General features: G+C 74.1%; 9 protein-coding genes. All 9 read left to right on the plus strand.

What is annotated here, in order from left to right; all coding sequences use genetic code 11:
• Positions 1–12 precede the first annotated feature (12 nt).
• From ACIG5E_RS14935 to ACIG5E_RS14975, 9 genes are read left to right on the plus strand one after another with little or no spacing between them, the layout of a single operon-like run.
• On the plus strand, positions 13–1,050 hold the full coding sequence (locus tag ACIG5E_RS14935) for a TauD/TfdA family dioxygenase (RefSeq protein WP_396533817.1): 1,038 nt from the start codon (positions 13–15) through the stop codon (positions 1,048–1,050).
• Positions 1,043–2,770 carry an amino acid adenylation domain-containing protein gene (locus ACIG5E_RS14940; protein WP_396533818.1) on the plus strand — a complete coding sequence of 576 codons (1,728 nt, stop codon included), beginning with the start codon at positions 1,043–1,045 and terminating at the stop codon, positions 2,768–2,770. Before ACIG5E_RS14935 ends, ACIG5E_RS14940 begins: the two co-directional genes overlap by 8 nt.
• Positions 2,767–3,537 carry a thioesterase II family protein gene (locus ACIG5E_RS14945; protein ID WP_396533819.1) on the plus strand — a complete coding sequence of 257 codons (771 nt, stop codon included), beginning with the start codon at positions 2,767–2,769 and terminating at the stop codon, positions 3,535–3,537. Before ACIG5E_RS14940 ends, ACIG5E_RS14945 begins: the two co-directional genes overlap by 4 nt.
• Positions 3,534–4,613, plus strand: a complete 1,080-nt coding sequence (gene hppD, locus ACIG5E_RS14950) for a 4-hydroxyphenylpyruvate dioxygenase (protein WP_396533820.1) — start codon at positions 3,534–3,536, stop codon at positions 4,611–4,613. The genes ACIG5E_RS14945 and hppD overlap by 4 nt, the downstream gene beginning before the upstream one ends.
• Positions 4,610–5,713, plus strand: coding sequence for an alpha-hydroxy acid oxidase (locus ACIG5E_RS14955; protein ID WP_396533821.1), 1,104 nt, complete (start codon positions 4,610–4,612; stop codon positions 5,711–5,713). The genes hppD and ACIG5E_RS14955 overlap by 4 nt, the downstream gene beginning before the upstream one ends.
• Entirely contained in the window at positions 5,710–7,014 is a 1,305-nt protein-coding gene (locus ACIG5E_RS14960; protein ID WP_396533822.1) for a PLP-dependent aminotransferase family protein, read from the plus strand. The genes ACIG5E_RS14955 and ACIG5E_RS14960 overlap by 4 nt, the downstream gene beginning before the upstream one ends.
• A gap of 34 nt (positions 7,015–7,048) precedes the next feature.
• The gene (locus ACIG5E_RS14965) at positions 7,049–8,569 is read left to right on the plus strand and encodes an AMP-binding protein (RefSeq protein ID WP_396533823.1); all 1,521 of its coding nucleotides are present in this window, start codon (positions 7,049–7,051) and stop codon (positions 8,567–8,569) included.
• A 58-nt stretch (positions 8,570–8,627) separates the two neighbouring features.
• Positions 8,628–10,319, plus strand: a complete 1,692-nt coding sequence (locus ACIG5E_RS14970; protein WP_396533824.1) for a condensation domain-containing protein — start codon at positions 8,628–8,630, stop codon at positions 10,317–10,319.
• Positions 10,320–10,345: 26 nt separating this feature from the next.
• A complete protein-coding gene (locus tag ACIG5E_RS14975) occupies positions 10,346–18,214 on the plus strand; it encodes an amino acid adenylation domain-containing protein (protein WP_396533825.1) in 7,869 nt (2,622 codons plus the stop codon).
• Positions 18,215–18,224 lie beyond the last annotated feature (10 nt).

Consider the following 18,224-nt stretch of genomic DNA (forward strand, 5'->3'; position numbering starts at 1 on the left):
GACAGCTCACCGGTGAGCGGCGCCCCCCGGGGCAGTGCCCTCGACTGGCGCACGGAACCGGGTGCCCCCGCCACCGTCCAGGCACCCGAGCTGGCCGACGCGGCCGAAGCCCGCGCTTGGCTCGCGGACCACCACGACGACCTGCGGGCCGGACTGCACCGTTACGGGGCGGTGTACCTGCGCGGGCTTCCGGTCCGCAGCGTGGAGGACTTCGCCCTGGTCCGCGACGAGCTGATCCCGCGGGCGACCCCGTACCGGGAGAAGGCCACTCCGCGCAGCGACTTCGGCGGCGGGGTCTTCTCCTCCACGGACCTGCCCGCCGGGCAGGCGATCAGGCCGCACAACGAGAACAGCTACACCCTGACCTTCCCGGGGCTGCTGCTCTTCGGCTGCCTGACCGCGCCCGAGGACGGCGGCGCCACCCCGGTCGCCGACTGCCGCGAGGTGCTGCGCGCCCTTCCGGCCGAGCTGGTCGAGCGGATGCGCGCGTCCGGCTGGATCCTGACCCGCACCTACTCGGAAAGCCTCTCGGTCGCCTGGCAGTCCGCGTTCGGGACGGAGTCCCCCGAGCAGGTCGAGAAGTACTGCGCCGAGAACCACATCTCCTGCGCCTGGGGCGCGGACGGCCTTCTGCGCACCAGCCAGGTGCGGCCGGGGATCGTCCGGCACCCGCACACCGGAGAGGACGTGTGGTTCAACCACCTGGCGTTCTGGAGCCAGTTCTCGCTGGATGACGAGATCCGCGAAGTCCTGCTGGACGAACTCGGGCCGGACGGGCTTCCGTTCAACACCGGGATCGGCGACGGCATCCCGCTGACGGCGGCGGACCTGGAGAGCATCAACACCGCGTACGAGAACGCCACCGTGCGCCGCGCCTGGCAGCCGGGCGACCTCCTGCTGGTCGACAACGTCCTGACCGCGCACGCCCGCGACCCCTTCCGGGGCGAGCGCCGGATCGTGGTCGCCATGGGCGAGCCGGTCTCGGTGTACGACTGCGCACCGACCGTCGCGCCGCGCGCGACCGCCGCCACGGCGGTGTCCCATGGCTGACCCGCAGGCCCTGGTGTGCCGGTTCGTGCAGAGCGCCCGGTCGTTCCCGGACCGGGTCGCGGTGCACGGCGCCGACGGGACCCTCACCTTCGCCGAACTGGGCGAGCGCACGGCCCGGCTGGCCGGGGCGCTGCGCGCGCTCGGCATCGGCCGTGGCGACCGGGTGGGGGTGAGCGTGCCCAGGGGAACGGACTGGGTCGTGGCCCCCCTGGCCGTATGGCGGGCGGGCGCCGCCTACGTGCCGCTCGATCCGGCGTACCCCGACGACCGGCTCGCCTTCGTCGCCGCCGACGCCGGACTGCGCGCGGTGATCTCTGACAGCGGCCGGCCCCCGTGGGCGGACGGCCTGCCGGTGCTGAGCCCCCACCAGCCGGGCCGGCCGGACGAGGAGCCGGACGACGTCGTGGGCGACTCGCCCGCCGCGGCGTACGTCATCTACACCTCGGGGTCGACCGGACGCCCCAAGGGGGTGGAGGTCGCGCACGCGGGCGTCGCCGCACTGGTGGCGGGCCTGGAGGAGCGCGGCGTCTACCCGGCCGGGCAGCGGGTGGTCGGATGGAACGCCAGCCTGTCCTTCGACGCGTCCGTGCAGCAGTGGGTCAGGGTCTGCCGGGGCGACACCCTGGTCGTCCTGACCGACGAGGACCGCACCGACCCCGGCCGGCTGGACGCGCTGCTCGACGAGCACGCCGTGACGGACCTCGACTCCACCCCGTCCCACTGGCAGCTGATCGGTCCGCGGCTACGGCCCGGCCGGGCCCTGCGGCTGCTGCTCGGCGGCGAGCCGGTGCCCGAGCAGCTGTGGCGGTCGCTGGCCCGGGCGGAGTCGCTGGAGGCGTGGAACCTCTACGGTCCGACCGAATGCACCGTCGACGCCACCGCGACCCGCATCACCGGGGACGCCCCACGCCTCGGCGACGGCCTGGCCCACGTACGCGTCCATGTGCTCGACGGCGCGCTCAGGCCCGCCACCAGGGGAGAGCTGTACCTGGCGGGTCCGGCCGTGGCCGTCGGGTACGTCGGAAGGCCGGGACTGACCGCCGAGCGGTTCGTCGCGGATCCGTTCGCCGCCGACGGCACCCGGATGTACCGCACCGGGGACGAGGTCCGGCGCCGGCCGGACGGCGCACTGGAGTTCCTCGGCCGTACCGACCGCCAGATCAAGATCCGTGGGTTCCGGGTGGAGCCCGGCGAGTTGGAGGACCGGCTGCGCGCACACCCCCACGTCACCGCCGCCGTTGCCGCGCTGCGCTCGGGCCCGGACGGGGACACCTTCCTCGCGGCCTACTACGTCGAGGCACCGGGAGGGACGGTGAGCGGCGACGAACTGCGTGCCCACTGTGCCGCCACGCTGCCCGGGCACCTCGTACCGTCCGTCCTCGTGCAGATGGACGCGCTGCCCCTGACCCCGAACGGCAAGCTGGACACCGCCGCGCTGCCCGCCGTCACGTCGGTGCCGAACACCGCCGCACAGCCTCTCCGGACCGAGCTCGAACGGCTGATCGCTGACGTCTGGGCCGATGTGCTCGGCCGCGAAACCGTCCACGCGGACGAGAACTTCTTCGCCCTCGGCGGCCACTCGCTGGTGGCGCTGCGGGTGGTCTCCCGCCTCAAGCGGGACGCCGGGATCGTGCTGCGGACCAAGGATGTCTACCGGTTCCCCCGGCTGAGGGACCTGGCCCGCCACGCGGAGTCGGTCCGTGCGGGAGCGGCCTCGTGAGCGCCCCGGACACCACCGTGGTGCGCCTGAAGCACAGCCGTGACCCGGCCCGCACCCTGGTGTGCCTCGGCTTCTGCGGCGGCGGCACCGCGACCTACCACTCCTGGATCCCGGCGCTGCCGCACGACGTCGACCTGGTGGCGATCTGCTACCCGGGGCGTGAAGGGCGCTTCGCCGAGGAGTACGCGCAGACCTGGACCGAGCTCGCCGCGGACACCGCGCGGGGCGTCGCCTCGGTCGCGGCGCAGGGATCGTACGTCCTGTTCGGCCACAGCATGGGCGGCTGGATGGCCTTCGACGTCACCGCCCGGCTCGCGGCGGCGGGCGTCCCCGTGCCACAGGCCCTGGTCGTCTCCGCCTGCAACGCCCCGGACCGGGGGGTGACCGACCGGGACCGCTTCCTGGCCCAGGGGCAGCGCGACGACGAACTGCTCGACTGGATGCGCACCCACGGCCTGCTGCCCGATCACGTCCTCGATGAACCCGAACTCACCGATATGGCAGTGGAGTTGATGCGTGCCGACCTGTGCGCCCGGGACACCTTCCGCTACACGCCGGGGACCCGGATCGACGTGCCGCTCCAGGTGTTCTCCGGCGACCGGGACCCGGTGATCGGGGACGACGTCGCTTCCCGCTGGGCGGGCCTGACCAGCGGCGCGTTCCGCCACGACGTCCTGCCGGGAGGTCACTTCTACACGCCCGAGACCTGGCGCGACCTCCCGGCCCGGATCGCCTCGCTCACGTCTCCTGCCACCGCCGCCCTATGACGAACGGCCCAACCATGACCTTCTCCCCCGCATTCGGCATCAGCCATGTCGAGTTCCACGTCGCCGACGTCGACTCGGCCGCGGCCGAGCTGACCGACCGCTACGGCTTCCGCCCGGTGGCCCGCGCCTCCTGCGCGCAGGCGCAGTCCCTCGCACTGCGCCAGGGCCGCATCGTCCTGGTCCTCACCCAGGCACGCTCGCCGCACCACCCGGGCGCCGGCTACGTCCTGGCCCACGGCGACGGCGTGGCCGACATCGCGCTGACCGTGGCCGACGTACCCGCCGTCTTCGACGAGGCGGTCTCCCGCGGGGCGGTGCCGCTCGCCGTGCCGCGCCGCCACCCCGACGGCCGGACCACGGCGGTGCTGGCCGGATTCGGCGACGTGGTGCACACGCTCGTCGATCCCGGGCCCACCGCACTCCCGCCGGGCTTCACCGCGCTGCCGGACGCCGCGCAGGACCGCGGCGACGAACTCCTGGAGGAAATCGACCACTTCGCCGTCTGTCTGCCGTCCGGGGAACTGGAGCGCACGGTGGACTTCTACACGCGGGTGCTCGGCTTCCGCATGATCTTCCAGGAGCTGATCAGGGTCGGTGCCCAGGCCATGGACTCCAAGGTGGTGCAGAGCGCCTCCGGCGAGGTCACCCTGACCCTGATAGAGCCCGACACGAGCGCCGAGCCCGGCCAGATCGACCGCTTCCTGGCCGAACACGGCGGCGCCGGCGTCCAGCACGTGGCCTTCGCCTCCCGCGACATCGTCCGGGCCGTCGGAACGCTGCGCGAGCGCGGCGTCGAGTTCCTGAGCGTCCCCGACGCCTACTACACGATGCTCGCCGACCGCCTCGAACTGACCCGGCACAGCACCTCCGAGCTGCACGGGATCAGCGTCCTGGTCGACGAGGACCACGACGGCCAGCTGTTCCAGATCTTCACCCGCTCCACCCATCCGAGGCGCACGCTGTTCCACGAGGTGATCGAGCGCTTCGGCGCCCGCACCTTCGGCAACGGCAACATCAAGGCGCTGTACGAAGCCGTCGAGGCGGAGCGCCTGAGCGCCGGGGCGGTGCCGCGGTGAGCGATCACGGCACGGGCCGCGACCCCGTACGGCTGGAGGAGTTCGCCGAACTCGCCCGCCGGACACTGCCCCGGGAGGTCTGGGACTTCATCGAGGGCGGCAGCGGCGAGGAACTGACCCTGGCCGCCAACCGCGCCGCACTGGACCGGATCGGGATCGTGCCCCGGGTCCTCGTCGGCGGGACGGGGAGCGACACCGCAACCGAACTCCTCGGCGCCCGCGCGACCCTGCCGGTCGCCGTCGCACCGATGGCGTACCAGCGGCTGGTCCACCCCGAGGGCGAACTCGCCACCGCCCGCGCGGCCGCGGCCGCGGGCGTGCCGTTCACCGTGAGCACGCTGAGCAGCCAACCGGTCGAGGCCGTCACCGCGCTGGGCGGCACCACCTGGTTCCAGCTCTACTGCCAGCAGGACCCGGCGGCCACGACGGAGCTGGTCCGGCGCGCCGAGGAAGCCGGCTGCGCGGCGCTGATGGTCACGGTGGACGTGCCCTCGATGGGCCGACGGCTGCGCGACCTGCGCAACGGCTTCGCGCTGCCCACCGACGTGGCGGCCGTCCACCTCGACCCGGCCGGTACCCGCCGGGCCCGGGAGCGGCAGCCCGGTGTCTCGGCCGTGGCGCAACACACGGCCGAGACCTTCGCCCGCTCCCTGGGCTGGGACGATCTCGCCCGGCTCCGCGGCGAGACGCGGCTGCCCCTGATCGTGAAGGGGATCCTCGATCCGGGCGACGCCGCCACCGCCGCCTCCGTCGGCGCCGACGCCATCGTCGTCTCCAACCACGGCGGCCGCCAACTGGACGGCGCGGTGGCCAGCGTGGACATGCTGCCCGCCGTACGCGAAGCCGTCCCCGCCCGCTGCCAAGTGCTGCTGGACAGCGGGATCCGCAGCGGCACCGACGTCCTCAAGGCCCTGGCACTCGGCGCGAGCGGCGTCCTGCTGGGCCGGCCCGTCCTGTGGGGCCTGGCCGCCGACGGCGAGCAGGGGGTGAGCCGGGTCCTGCGCCTGCTGCGCACCGAACTGCGCTTCGCCCTGGAGCTGTCCGGCTGCACCGGCCCGGCCGACGCACCGTGGCTCTCGGTCCGGGGGGCGGCCCGATGACCGCACCCGTGGTGCTGGACCGCGCGGATCTGCACGCCTCGCTCGCCGACCCGGCCCTACTGTCGATGAACTTCCTCAACGAGGTGGCCGGCCGCTTCCCCGAGGCGGTCTCCTTCGCCCCCGGCCGGCCCACCGAGGACCTCTTCGACCCGGCCGATCTGCACCGCTACCTCGACACCTACTGCCGCCACCTGGCCGAGCACAAGGGCTACGACGAGGCCCGGGTACGGCGGGAGCTGTTCCAGTACGGCCGCACCAAGGGAATCGTCCACGAACTCATCGCCCGGCAGCTCGAACGGGACGAGGGCATCACCGTGGACCCGGAGGCCATCGTGGTCACCGTGGGCGCCCAGGAGGCACTGTGGCTGGTGCTGCGCGCCCTGCGCGCGACCGACCGTGACGTCGTGCTCGCGGTGGACCCCACCTACGTCGGCCTGACCGGCGCCGCCCGCCTGGTGGACCTGCCCGTGCGGCCGGTCCACGAAGGCCCCCGGGGTGTCCGCCCCGAGGACGTGCTGGAGCGGATCCGGGAGGTCCGCGCGGCGGGTGAGCGGCCCCGGGCGCTGTACCTGGTGCCCGACTTCTCCAACCCCAGCGGCCACTCCATGAACGTGCGGACCCGTCACCGGCTGCTGGAGATCGCCGCCCAGGAGGACATCCTCCTCCTGGAGGACAACCCCTACGGCTACTTCCGGGCAGCCGAGAGCGGCAGGCCCCCGACGCTGAAGGCGCTCGACACCGGGCAGCGCGTGGTCTACCTCGGGTCGCTGGCGAAGACCTGCTTCCCCGGCGCCCGGGTGGGATTCGCCGTGGCGGACCAGCGCGTCGTGGGCTCGGAGGAGACCCTGCTCGCCGACGAGCTGTCGCGGGCCAAGAGCATGGTCACCGTCAACACCTCACCGGTGAGCCAGGCCCTGGTGGGAGGCATGCTGCTGGAACACGGCGGCAGCCTGCTGCACGCCAACCGGCGCCAGATCGGCATCTACCGGCGCAACCTCGGCTGTCTCCTCCAGGGCCTGCACCGACGCTTCGCCGAACTGCCCGGGGTGCGCTGGAACACCCCCGCGGGCGGCTTCTTCGTGGTGCTCACCGTGCCGTTCCCCGTCACCGACGAACTGCTCGAACACGCCGCCGTACGGCACGGCGTGCTCTTCACCCCGATGCGCCACTTCAGTGACAACGACCGCACCGGCCGCCAACTGCGACTCTCCTGCAGCTCCTTGACCCCTGACCAGATCGAGAAGGGGCTGGACCGGCTGGCCGCCCTGATCGCCGAGTGCACCTCGACGCCGGGTGCCTGACCCCGCGACGGACACGACCCGAGAAGGGACTTCCATGTACACCGAAGCGAGCGGTTCACGGCGGTCGCTCATCCACCCCCTGCTCGCCGCCGTCCGCCGCCACCATGCCTCGGTGGCGGTCGTCGACCGCGGCGTCCAGCACACCTACGCCGAACTCGACCAGCTGTCCGCCGAGATCGCCGGCGGCCTCGCCGCCCGCGGCCTGGGACCGGGCAACGTCGTCGCCGTCCACGGCCACCGGTCCTGGACACGCTGCGCCGCCGTGCTCGGCGCCTGGCGGGCCGGGGCCGGCGTGGTCTGCGTCGACCCCGGCATGCCCGCGCCCCGGGCCGCGAAGATCACCCGGTTCAGCGACCTCGTGCTGCGCGCTGACGACGCCGGGCCGACCGGCCCGGACGGCAGCGAGCACACCGTCGACGAGGTGCGCGGCAACCCGCTGGAGGTACCCCGCGAAGGACCGGTCGGCTACGTCATCCCCACCTCGGGATCCACCGGCGAGCCCAAGTCGGTGGCCGTGCCGCCGGGAGTCCTGGCCGCCCTCGGCGACTGGCACGTCCGGCACTGGTCCTACGACCGCCCGCCGCACACCCTGCAGGCGGCGTCCATCGGCTTCGACGTGGGCTACGAGGAACTCGTCGCCACCTGGCTCGCCGGAGCCCGGCTGGTCGTCGTGGACGACCACCAGCGCCAGGACCCCTTCACGCTGATGGACGTGATCCGCGAGCACCGGGTGGCCCGGCTCTTCCTGCCGGTGGTCGGCCTGCACGCGCTGGCCACGGCCGCCGCGTTCGAACCGGAAGCGATGCCCGACCTGCGGGAGATCGCCGTGGCTGGCGAGCGCCTGGTCGTCAACGCCGAGGTGCGCAGCTTCTGCGCGTCGGGCGGCGTCACCCTGGTCAATGAGTACGGGCCCAGCGAGACCCACGTCGTCACCCAGCACCGGCTGACGCCCCACCAGGCCGCCGACTGGCCCGACCACCCGCCGATCGGACGCGCGGTCGCCGGAGCGGAACTGCTCCGCCACGCGGACGGCGCGCTGCGGCCCTTCGCCCCGGGCGAGGAGGGCGAACTGATGGTTGCCGGCGACAGCGTCGGCCTCGGCTACCTCGGCGACCAGGAGCTCACCGACGCCAGGTTCCGCACCCTGCCGCACGACGACGGCACGGCGCGCCGCTGCTACGCCACCGGCGACCTGGTCCGCTTCGACGGCACCGACTTCCACTTCGTGGCACGGGCCGACGACCAGCTCAAGGTGAACGGCTACCGCGTCGAGCCCGGCGAGGTCGAAGCGGTCCTCAACGCGCTGCCGGGCGTGCGCCGGGCCGTGGTGGTGGCCGTGGAGGTTGCCGGCTCCCGCCGGCTCGCCGCCGCCTACACCCCCACGGCAACCGACGGCACGCAGCCCGAACTGCTCGCCGCGCACTGCGCCGCGCACCTGCCCGCGTACATGGTGCCCAAACACTTCCACGCATTGGAGGAACTGCCGGTGACCGCGAACGGAAAGGTCGACCGGGCACGGCTGCGCACGCTGTTCGGCACGGTCCGCACCGCCTGAGAAGACCGCGACAGAACGAGAACGAGCGAGAACAAGGCAGACAACGATGGAGAACGACGTGACAACGCCGGAGCAGATCCTGTGCGGCGTACTGGCGGACCTGTTCGCGATACCGCAGGTCCGACCGCAGGACGGCTTCGTCCGGCTGGGCGGCGACAGCATCATCGCCGTCCAGGTCGTCGGTGCCGCCCGCCGGGCCGGACTGGCCGTCACCGTCCGCGACGTGCTGACCCGGCCGGACGTGGCGGCCCTGGCCACCACCGCCCGACCGCTGTCGCCCGCCCGCCGGGCCGGCGAGGACGACGGCATCGGGCCGATCCGGCCGACGCCGATCATGCACTGGCTTCGCGAGCGCGGCGGACCGGCCGACAGCTACTACCAGTTCCTGGTGGTGCGCACCCCGGCGGAACTGACCGAGGAGGCCGCGCACACGGTGCTGCAGGCCGTCCTCGACCGGCACGACATGCTCCGGCTGCACACGGTCGACGGAGTGCCGCACACCCGGGCGGCCGGCACCGTCAGGGCCGAAGACTGCCTCCTCCGGGTCCGGACGGACGGCGCGGAAACCGCCCGCGAGGTGGAACGGGAGGTGCACGCGGCCCGGGACCGCCTGTCGACCGAGGACGGCGTGCTCGTCCGGGCTGTCTGGTTCGACGCGGGCCCGGACCGGCCCGGCCGCCTCGCCCTCGTCGTCAACCACCTGGTCGTCGACGGAATCTCCTGGCGGGTGCTGACCGGCGACCTGGCGCAGGCATGGGCGGCGGTCACGGCCGGCCGCGCGCCACGCCTCGACCCCGTGCCCACCTCCTTCCGCCGCTGGTCCGAACTGCTCGCGGCGGAAGCCGCCGATGACCGGAGCGCCGCCGAACTCCCGTACTGGAGCGACGTGCTGCGCCCGGGAGCCGACACCATAGGCCGCCGCCCCATCGACCCGGCCCGCGACCACGAGGACCTGGCCGCACACCTCGCCCTGAGCCTTCCCGCCGCCACGGTCGGACCGCTGCTGACGTCGGTGCCCGACCGGCTGGGCGCGGACACCAACGAGCTGTTGCTGACCGGCCTCGCACTCGCCCTGGCCCGCTGGCCGGTCTGCGGGCCGAGCCTCCTGGTGGACCTGGAGGGGCACGGCCGCGAGGAGATCCCCGCCGAGGCCGATCTCTCCCGCACGGTCGGCTGGTTCACCACCCTCTTCCCCACCCGCTTCACGCTGGACGGACTGGACGCACCCGACGCCGCGCACGGCGGCCCCACCATCGCCCTCGCCCTGCGGCGGGTGAAGGAACAGCTGCGCGCGATCCCCCGCAAGGGGCTCGGCTACGGCCTGCTGCGCCACCTCGACCCGCACGCCCGCCAGGTGCTGGCCGCCACGGACCCGGCGCAGCTCGGCTTCAACTACCTCGGCCGTTTCGGCGGGGCAGGCGACGCCGACTGGCAGCTGCTGCCCGAGTACGGTGCCCGGCTGGACGCCCCCGGCCCCGGCATGCCCATGGCGCACCCCGTCGAGGTCAACGCGTTCGTCCTCGACTCGGCGGACGGGCCCGTCCTGCACGCCGACTGGGCCTGGGCGCGGGGCGTGCTCGACGAGCCGCAGGTACGCGCACTCGCCGAGTCCTGGTTCCGGATGCTCACCGCCCTCGTCGCGTACGCCGCCCGTCCGGATGCTGGCGCCGCGGTCGCCGCCGATCTCACGCTCTCCACGATCGACCAGGACGAGCTGGACGATCTCGCAGCCGCCCTCGACGTCCTCTGACGCACTCCAGAAAGCGAACCCAGCCCATGAACACCAGCCAGCCGGCGATCGAGGACGTCCTGCCGCTCTCCCCGCTGCAGGAGGGCATGCTCTTCCACTCCGGATACGACCCGGAGTCGAAGCACCTCTACATCGCGCAGTTCACGGTCGACCTGGACGGCGCGCTCGACCCGGACCGGCTCAAGGAGGCCGCCGAGGCCCTGTTGCGCCGCCACGCCAACCTCCGGGTCGCCTTCACGCACCGCAGGAACGGCGACCCCGTCCAGGTGGTCCGCCGCGACATGCCGCTGGCCTGGCAGGAGCACGACCTCGGCGGCCTCGACGCACCGGCCGCCGAGGCCCGTGCCGCCGAACTGACCGAGCAGGACTGGGCCCTGGGCGTGGACAGCCGCCGCCCGCCGCTGCTGCGCTTCACCCTCGTCAGGCTCGGCGCCACACGGCACCGGCTCCTGGTGACTGCCCATCACCTGCTTCTGGACGGCTGGTCGTTCGGACTGCTCTTCCGCGAACTGTTCACCCTCTACGGGAACGGCGAACTGCCGCCCGTCCGGCCGTACCGCACCTACCTGACCCATCTGGCGCAGCGCGACCGCCCGGCGGCCGAGCAGGCCTGGCGCACCGTACTGGCCGGTCTCGACCAGCCCACCCGGCTCGCTCCGGGCGGCCAGGTGTCGCCCGGGGCCACCCCGGAGGACGTGGTCCTGCACCTGGACGAGCAGCAGACGGCGGCCCTGACCGCCCGGGCCCGGGAGTGCGGCCTGCTGCTCACCAGCGTGATCCAGGGCGCCTGGGCCGTCCTGCTCGCGCGCAGCACTGGCCACGACGACGTCGTGTTCGGCTGCACGGTCAGCGGCCGGCCCGCGGAACTGGCCGGCTCCGACCAGATGATCGGCATGCTCATCAACACCGTGCCGGTCCGCGCCCGGATCGACGGATCCGCCCCGCTGCGCGAGACGTGCCGGGCGCTGCAGCACCAGCGCGCCGACCTGGCCGACCACGACCACCTCGGACTGACCGAGCTCCAGCGCCTGGCCGGTTCCCCGGCCGCCCTCTTCGACACGAACCTGGTCTTCGAGAACTTCCCGATGAGCGACTACGCGCTCGACCTGCCGGGCGTCGACCTGGACGCGCGGATCCGGTTCCGGGACACCACGCACTTCCCGCTCACCCTGGTGGTCGAGCCGGGCGCCTCACTCGGGCTCAGGCTCAGCCACCACCCCGAACTGCTCGACCGGGCGCGGACGGCGGAACTCGGCGCCCGGCTGGTGCGGCTGCTGGAGCGGTGGGTGGCCGACCCCGACGTCCCGGTCAGTGCCCTCGACAGCCTCACCGCCCAGGAGCGGGGCCGCGTCCTCGTGGACTGGAACGACACCGCCGCCGACTTCCCCGCCCAAGCCCTGCCCGAACTGATCGAGGCCCAGGTCGCCCGCACCCCCGAGGCCACCGCCGTCGTCTTCGAGGGGCAGCACCTGAGCTACCGCGCGCTGGACGAGCGCGCCGGCCGGCTGGCGTCCGTGCTGACCGCCCGTGGCATCGGGCCCGAGAGCCTGGTCGCGGTCGCGCTGCCGCGCTCCCTGGACCTGATCGTCGCCCTGTGCGCCGTGCTCAAGGCCGGCGCCGCGTACCTGCCCGTCGACCTCGGCCAGCCCGCGGCGCGCAACCTCGGCATCATGGCGGACGCCGCTCCGGCACTGCTGCTGAGTTCCGGCTGGCAGGCGCCGGGGACGCCGACCCTGCGACTGGACGCCCCGCTCCCCGAGGCCGAGCCCGCTCCCCGGCCCGCCCTCGACCCCCGCCACCCCGCCTACGCCATCTTCACCTCGGGCTCCACCGGCCGTCCCAAGGGCGCCCTGGTCTCCCACGAGGCCATCGTCAACCGGCTGGAGTGGATGCAGCGCACCTACCGGCTCGGTCCCGACGACCGCGTGCTGCAGAAGACGCCGTGCGGCTTCGACGTGTCGGTGTGGGAGTTCTTCTGGCCGCTGCTGACCGGCGCCACCCTGGTGGTGGCCCGACCCGACGGCCACCAGGACCCGTCGTACCTGGCCGAGCTGATCGAACGCGAGTCCGTCACCACCGCGCACTTCGTGCCGTCCATGCTGGACGCGTTCCTGAGCGGGCCGGACGCGTCGCGGGCCCGCTCGCTGCGCCGGGTGATCAGCAGCGGCGAAGCGCTCTCCCCCCACACCCAGGAGACGTTCTTCCGCACCCTCCCGGACACCGAGCTCCACAACCTCTACGGCCCGACCGAGGCCGCCGTCGACGTCACCCTCTGGGCCTGCCGGCCCGGCCCCGGCCCCGTCCCGATCGGACGCCCCGCCGCCAACACCCGTGCGTACGTGCTCGACGACCGGCTCGAACCGGCCGCGCCCGGCACGGCCGGTGAGCTCTACCTGGCCGGCGTCCAGCTGGCACGCGGCTACCTCGGCCGGCCCGGCCTGACCGCCGAGCGGTTCGTGGCCTGCCCCTTCGCGCCGGGTGAGCGCATGTACCGCACCGGTGACCTGGTGCGCTGGCGCCCGGACGGCGTCCTGGAATACCTGGGACGCACCGACGACCAGGTGAAGATCCGCGGCTTCCGGATCGAGCTGGGCGAGGTGCAGAACGCCGCCGCGGGCTGCGACGGCGTCGCCCACGCGGCCGTCGTCGTCCGCGAGGACCGGCCGGGCGATCCGCGGCTGGTCGCCTACGTGGTGCCGGCCACGGGCGCCGACCCGACGCCCGCCGCGCTGCGCCGCGCCCTGGCCGCCGTGCTGCCGGAGCACATGGTGCCGGCGGTGGTCGTCCTCGACGCCCTGCCGGTGACGCCGAACGGGAAGCTCGACCGACGGGCCCTGCCCGCACCCGGCCACCGCGCGGGCGGCCGCGCCGGGCGTACCGCCCACGAGGAGGTCCTGGCAGGCCTGTTCGCCGCGGTGCTGGGCCTGCCCGAAATCGGCGTGGACGACGACTTCTTCGACCTGGGCGGCCACTCCCTGCTGGCCATGCGCCTGGTGACCCGGGTGCGCGGCGCCCTCGGCGTGGAACTGGGGGTCCGCGAGGTCTTCAACACCCCCACGGTCGCGGGCCTCGCTGCCCGCCTCGACGGCGCGGGCGGCGCCCGCCCGGCGCTGCGGCCCGCGCAGCGCCCCGCCCGGCTGCCGCTGTCCGCCGCCCAGCGGCGGCTGTGGTTCCTCGACCGCCTCGACGGGCCGAACCCCGCCTACCACAGCGCGGTGGCCGCCCGGCTCAGCGGCCCGCTCGACGTGCCCGCGCTGCGCGCGGCGCTGGTCGACCTCGCCGAACGGCACGAGATCCTGCGCACCGTCTACCCGGAGGTGGGCGGCGAGCCGTGCCAGCGCGTGCTGCCCGCGGCCCCGTTGGAGCTGGAGATCCTCGACGCTGCCCGGGCCGACGTGGCCGAGGTCGCGGGCCGCGCCTTCGACCTGGCCGTGGCCGCCCCGGTCCGCGCCGCCCTGCTGACGGCCGGGCCCGACGAGCACACCCTGGTCCTGGCGCTCCACCACATCGCCACCGACGGCGAGTCCTGGGGACCGCTGCTCGGCGACCTCGCGGCGGCGTACGCGACCCGGCGGGAGGGCCGGGAGCCGGACTGCGCACCGCTGCCGGTGCAGTACGCCGACTACACGCTCTGGCAGCGGGACCTGCTGGAGGGCGTGGGGGAGGAGCAGCTCGCCCACTGGCGCGAGGCGCTGTCCGGGCTGCCCGAGGAGCTGGCACTGCCCGCCGACCGCCCCCGCCCGGCGGTGGCCGGCCCGGCGGGCGACGCGGTCGCCTTCGACCTGGACGCCGCACTCACCGGCGAGCTCGAAGCGCTGGCACGGGAACACGGCTGCACCCTGTTCATGGTGCTCCAGGCGGCGCTCGCGGTGCTGCTGTCCCGCCTCGGCGCGGGCACGGACATCCCGGTGGGAACGGTGGCCGCGGGCCGCTCGGACGAGGCGCTGGACGACCTCGTCGGCTTCTTCGTCAACACCCTGGTCCTGCGCACCGATGTCTCGGGCGACCCCGCCTTCGGCGAGCTGCTGCACCGGGTACGGGAGACCGACCTGGCCGCGTTCGCCCACCAGGACGTGCCCTTCGAACAGGTCGTCGAGGCGGTCAACCCGCGCCGCTCGCTGGCCCGTCACCCCCTCTTCCAGGTGGCGCTGACCCTGCGGCGCGCGGCGTCCACGGCCGCCGTGGAGCTGGCCGGGCTCACCGCCGACACCACGGAAGTCGACGTCACCGAGGCCGAGTTCGACCTCGCGTTCCAGTTCACCGAGGAGGACGGCCCGGCGGGCGGGCTGCGCGCCGTGGCCAAGTACCGCACCGAGCTCTTCGACCGCGACACCGTCCGCACACTCGGCGCACGGCTGCGCACGGTCCTGGAGTCGGTGGTCTCCCGGCCGCGCGCACGGGTGTCGGAGCTGGAGCTGCTGCTGCCGGGGGAGCACACCCGGCTGGTCGGGGAGCGGCCGGCCGCCGCGCCGTCGCGCCCGGATACCCCCGGGGGAGTCCACCTGGCGTTCACCCGCCAGGCGGCCCGCACCCCTGACGACGTCGCGCTCAAGGCCGGACCGGTCGAGCTGACGTACCGCGAGCTCGACGAGCGCGCGAACCGGCTCGCACACCGGCTGACCCGGATCGGTGTCGGCACCGAGACCCCGGTCGGCGTGCTGATGGGGCGTTCCCCCGACGTGGTCGTGGCGATGCTGGCCGTTCTCAAGGCCGGCGGCGCCTACGTACCGCTGCACACCGGCCACCCCGCCACGCGCATCCAGCGGATCCTCGACGACGCCGGCTGCCCGGTCCTGCTGGTGGACGAGCGGTTCCACCGGCTGGGACTCAACTGCGGGCAGACCGTCCTCGTGAGCGGAGCCGAGGCCGACGGCCCGGCCGGAACCGGCGACAGCGACCCCGCCACCCCGCCGGCGCGGTGCCACCCCGACCAGCTGGCCTACCTCATGCACACCTCGGGCTCCACCGGCGAGCCCAAGGGCGTCGCCGTCACCCACCGGGACGTCCTGGACCTGGTGGCGGACCGCAGCTGGCACACCGGCGGACCCCAGCGCGTGCTGTTCCACGCCCCGCACGCCTTCGACATCGCCGACTACGAGCTGTGGGTGGCCCTCCTGTCCGGCTGGCAGGTGGTCGTCGCCCCCGAGGGCGAACTCACCGTCGCCGCACTCGGTGCACTCATCCGCGACGAGCGGATCACGGCCGTCCACCTCACCGCCGGACTGTTCCGGGTGGTCGCCGAGGAGCACCCCGGCATCCTGGCCACCGTGCGCGAGGTGCTGACCGGCGGCGACGTGGTCAGCCCCGCCGCGGTACGGGCGGTGCAGGCCGCCTGCCCGGCCACGGCCATCCGCCACCTGTACGGCCCGACCGAGGTGACCCTCTGCGCGACCTCCCACCTCGTCACCGGCCACGCCGACGGCCCGGTGCCGATCGGCCGGCCGCTGGACGACACCCGCGTCCACGTGCTCGACGACCGGCTGCGCCCAGTGCCGCCCGGCACCCCCGGCGAGCTGTACGTCGCCGGTGCCGGAGTGGCGCGCGGCTACCACCGGCGGCCGGCGACGACCGCCCAGCGCTTCGTCGCCGACCCCTTCGGCGCACCCGGGACCCGGATGTACCGCACCGGCGACCTGGCCCGTCTGCGGACGGACGGCCTGCTGGAATTCCTCGGCCGGGCCGACGAACAGGTGAAGGTCCGCGGCTTCCGGGTCGAGCCGGGCGAGGTCGAGGCCGCGCTCGCCGCCTGCCCGGGCGTACGCCAGGCCGTGGTCACCGCCAGGGCGGCCGGGGACGGCGAGAAGCGGCTGGTCGGCTACGTGGTCGGCGCACTCTCCCGGTCCGACGTGCGTGCCCGGCTCGCCGGCCTGCTGCCGGACTACATGATCCCCGCGCACATCGTCGTCCTGGACGACCTGCCGCTGACCGCCAACGGCAAGGTGGACTACCGGGCCCTGCCCGAACCCGCGCCGTCCACCGCGGGCGGCCGCCCGCCGCGCACCCCCCGGGAGGAGATCCTGGCGGGTCTCTTCGCCGAGCTCCTGGACCTCGACGCCGTCGCCGCCGACGCCGGCTTCTTCGACCTGGGCGGCCACTCCCTGCTCGCGACCAGGCTGGTCAGCCGCGTCCGCACGGCCCTGGGCGTCGAACTGTCGCTGCGGGACGTCTTCCGGGCGCAGACCGTCGCCGCGCTGGCCGAGCTGGCGGGCCGCGCCGGGCACGCCCGGCCGCCACTGCGCCGGACACCGTGCGCGCAGGAGCCCCCGCTGTCCTTCGCCCAGCACCGGCTGTGGTTCGCCCAGCAGGCGCAGGAGCAGTCCGCGGACCACAACGTCCCCTTCGCCTACCGGTTGCACGGCCCGCTGGACGTGGCCGCCCTGAACGCGGCACTCGGCGATCTCACCGCCCGCCACGACGTGCTGCGGACCCTGTTCGACGAGATCGACGGGGAACCCCGGATCCGGCTGCGCACCGCGGCACAGGCACCGGTGACGCTGCAGTGCGAGCGCCTCACCGAGGCGGACCTGCCCGGGGCCGTACGCGAGGCGGCGGGCCACCACTTCGACCTCGCGCAGGACCTGCCCCTGCACGTCCGGCTGTTCGACCTGGGCGGCGACGCATGGGTGCTGGTGCTGGTGGTGCACCACATCGCGACCGACGGCTGGTCCTGGGCGCCCCTGCTGGGCGACCTGGCGACCGCCTACGCGGCCCGGCGGGAAGGCCGTGCGCCCGACTTCGAGCCGCTCCCGGCGCAGTACACCGACTACACCCTGTGGCAACGCGAGCTGCTCGGGGACGAGCACGACCCGAACAGCCTGATCCGCCGCCAACTGGACTTCTGGAGGAAGGAACTGGCCGACGCCCCGGCCGAGCTGGCCCTGCCCCACGACCGGCCCCGGCCGGCCGTGGCGAGCTTTGAGGGCGGCTCCGTCCCGGTGGAGCTCGACGCGGACCTCCACGCCCGCCTGCTGGAACTGGCCCGGCAGCACGGCTGCACCCTGTTCATGGCGCTCCAGGCCGGCCTCGCGGTTCTGCTGTCGCGCCTGGGCGCGGGCACTGACATCCCCATCGGCACCGTGGTCGCGGGCCGCTCGGACGAAGCACTCGACGACCTCGTCGGCTTCTTCGTCAACACCCTCGTGCTGCGCACCGACGTCTCCGGCGAGCCCACCTTCACCGACCTCCTGCACCGGGTGCGCGAGACCGACCTCGCCGCGTACGAGCACCAGGACGTGCCCTTCGAACGGGTCGTGGTCGACCTCAACCCCGAACGCTCCCTGGCCCGCCACCCCCTCTTCCAGGTGCTGCTCCAGGTACAGAACGAGCCCCCGGCCCTGCCCCGTCTGGCAGGCCTCGACGCACAGGCGCACCCCGTCGAGTGGCAGGTGTCGAAGTTCGACCTGGGCGTCGACCTCGGCGAACAGCGCGCGGCGGACGGCAGCCCGCTCGGCCTCACCGGCGAACTCACCTATGCCGCCGAACTGTTCGACCACCGGACCGCCGAGCGGCTGGCGCAGGACCTGGCCGCCGTCCTGCGGAATCTCGCGGCCGACCCCGGGCAGCCGGTGGGCACGCTCGCGCGACTGCCGCACCCCGCCCAGGACCGGCCGTCCGAGAACGCGGCCGCACCGGACACCGGCGACGGGACCGAACAGCGGGTCCGCGAGCTGTACGCGCAGGTGCTCGGCAAGGAGTCGGTCGGCCCCGACGACAACTTCTTCGCCCTCGGCGGCCACTCGCTGCTGGTGACCCGCCTCATCAGCCGGATCCGGGCGGAGCTGGGCCGCGAGCTGAAGATCCGCGACCTGTTCCAGAACCCCACGCCGGCCACCACCGCCGCCCGACTGGACGCCGCACCCCTGGCGCGCCCCGCACTGCGCCCCACGAAGTCCTGAACCCGACCGT

The sequence above is a fragment of the Kitasatospora sp. NPDC053057 genome (assembly GCF_044546945.1).
GTDB lineage: Bacteria > Actinomycetota > Actinomycetes > Streptomycetales > Streptomycetaceae > Kitasatospora.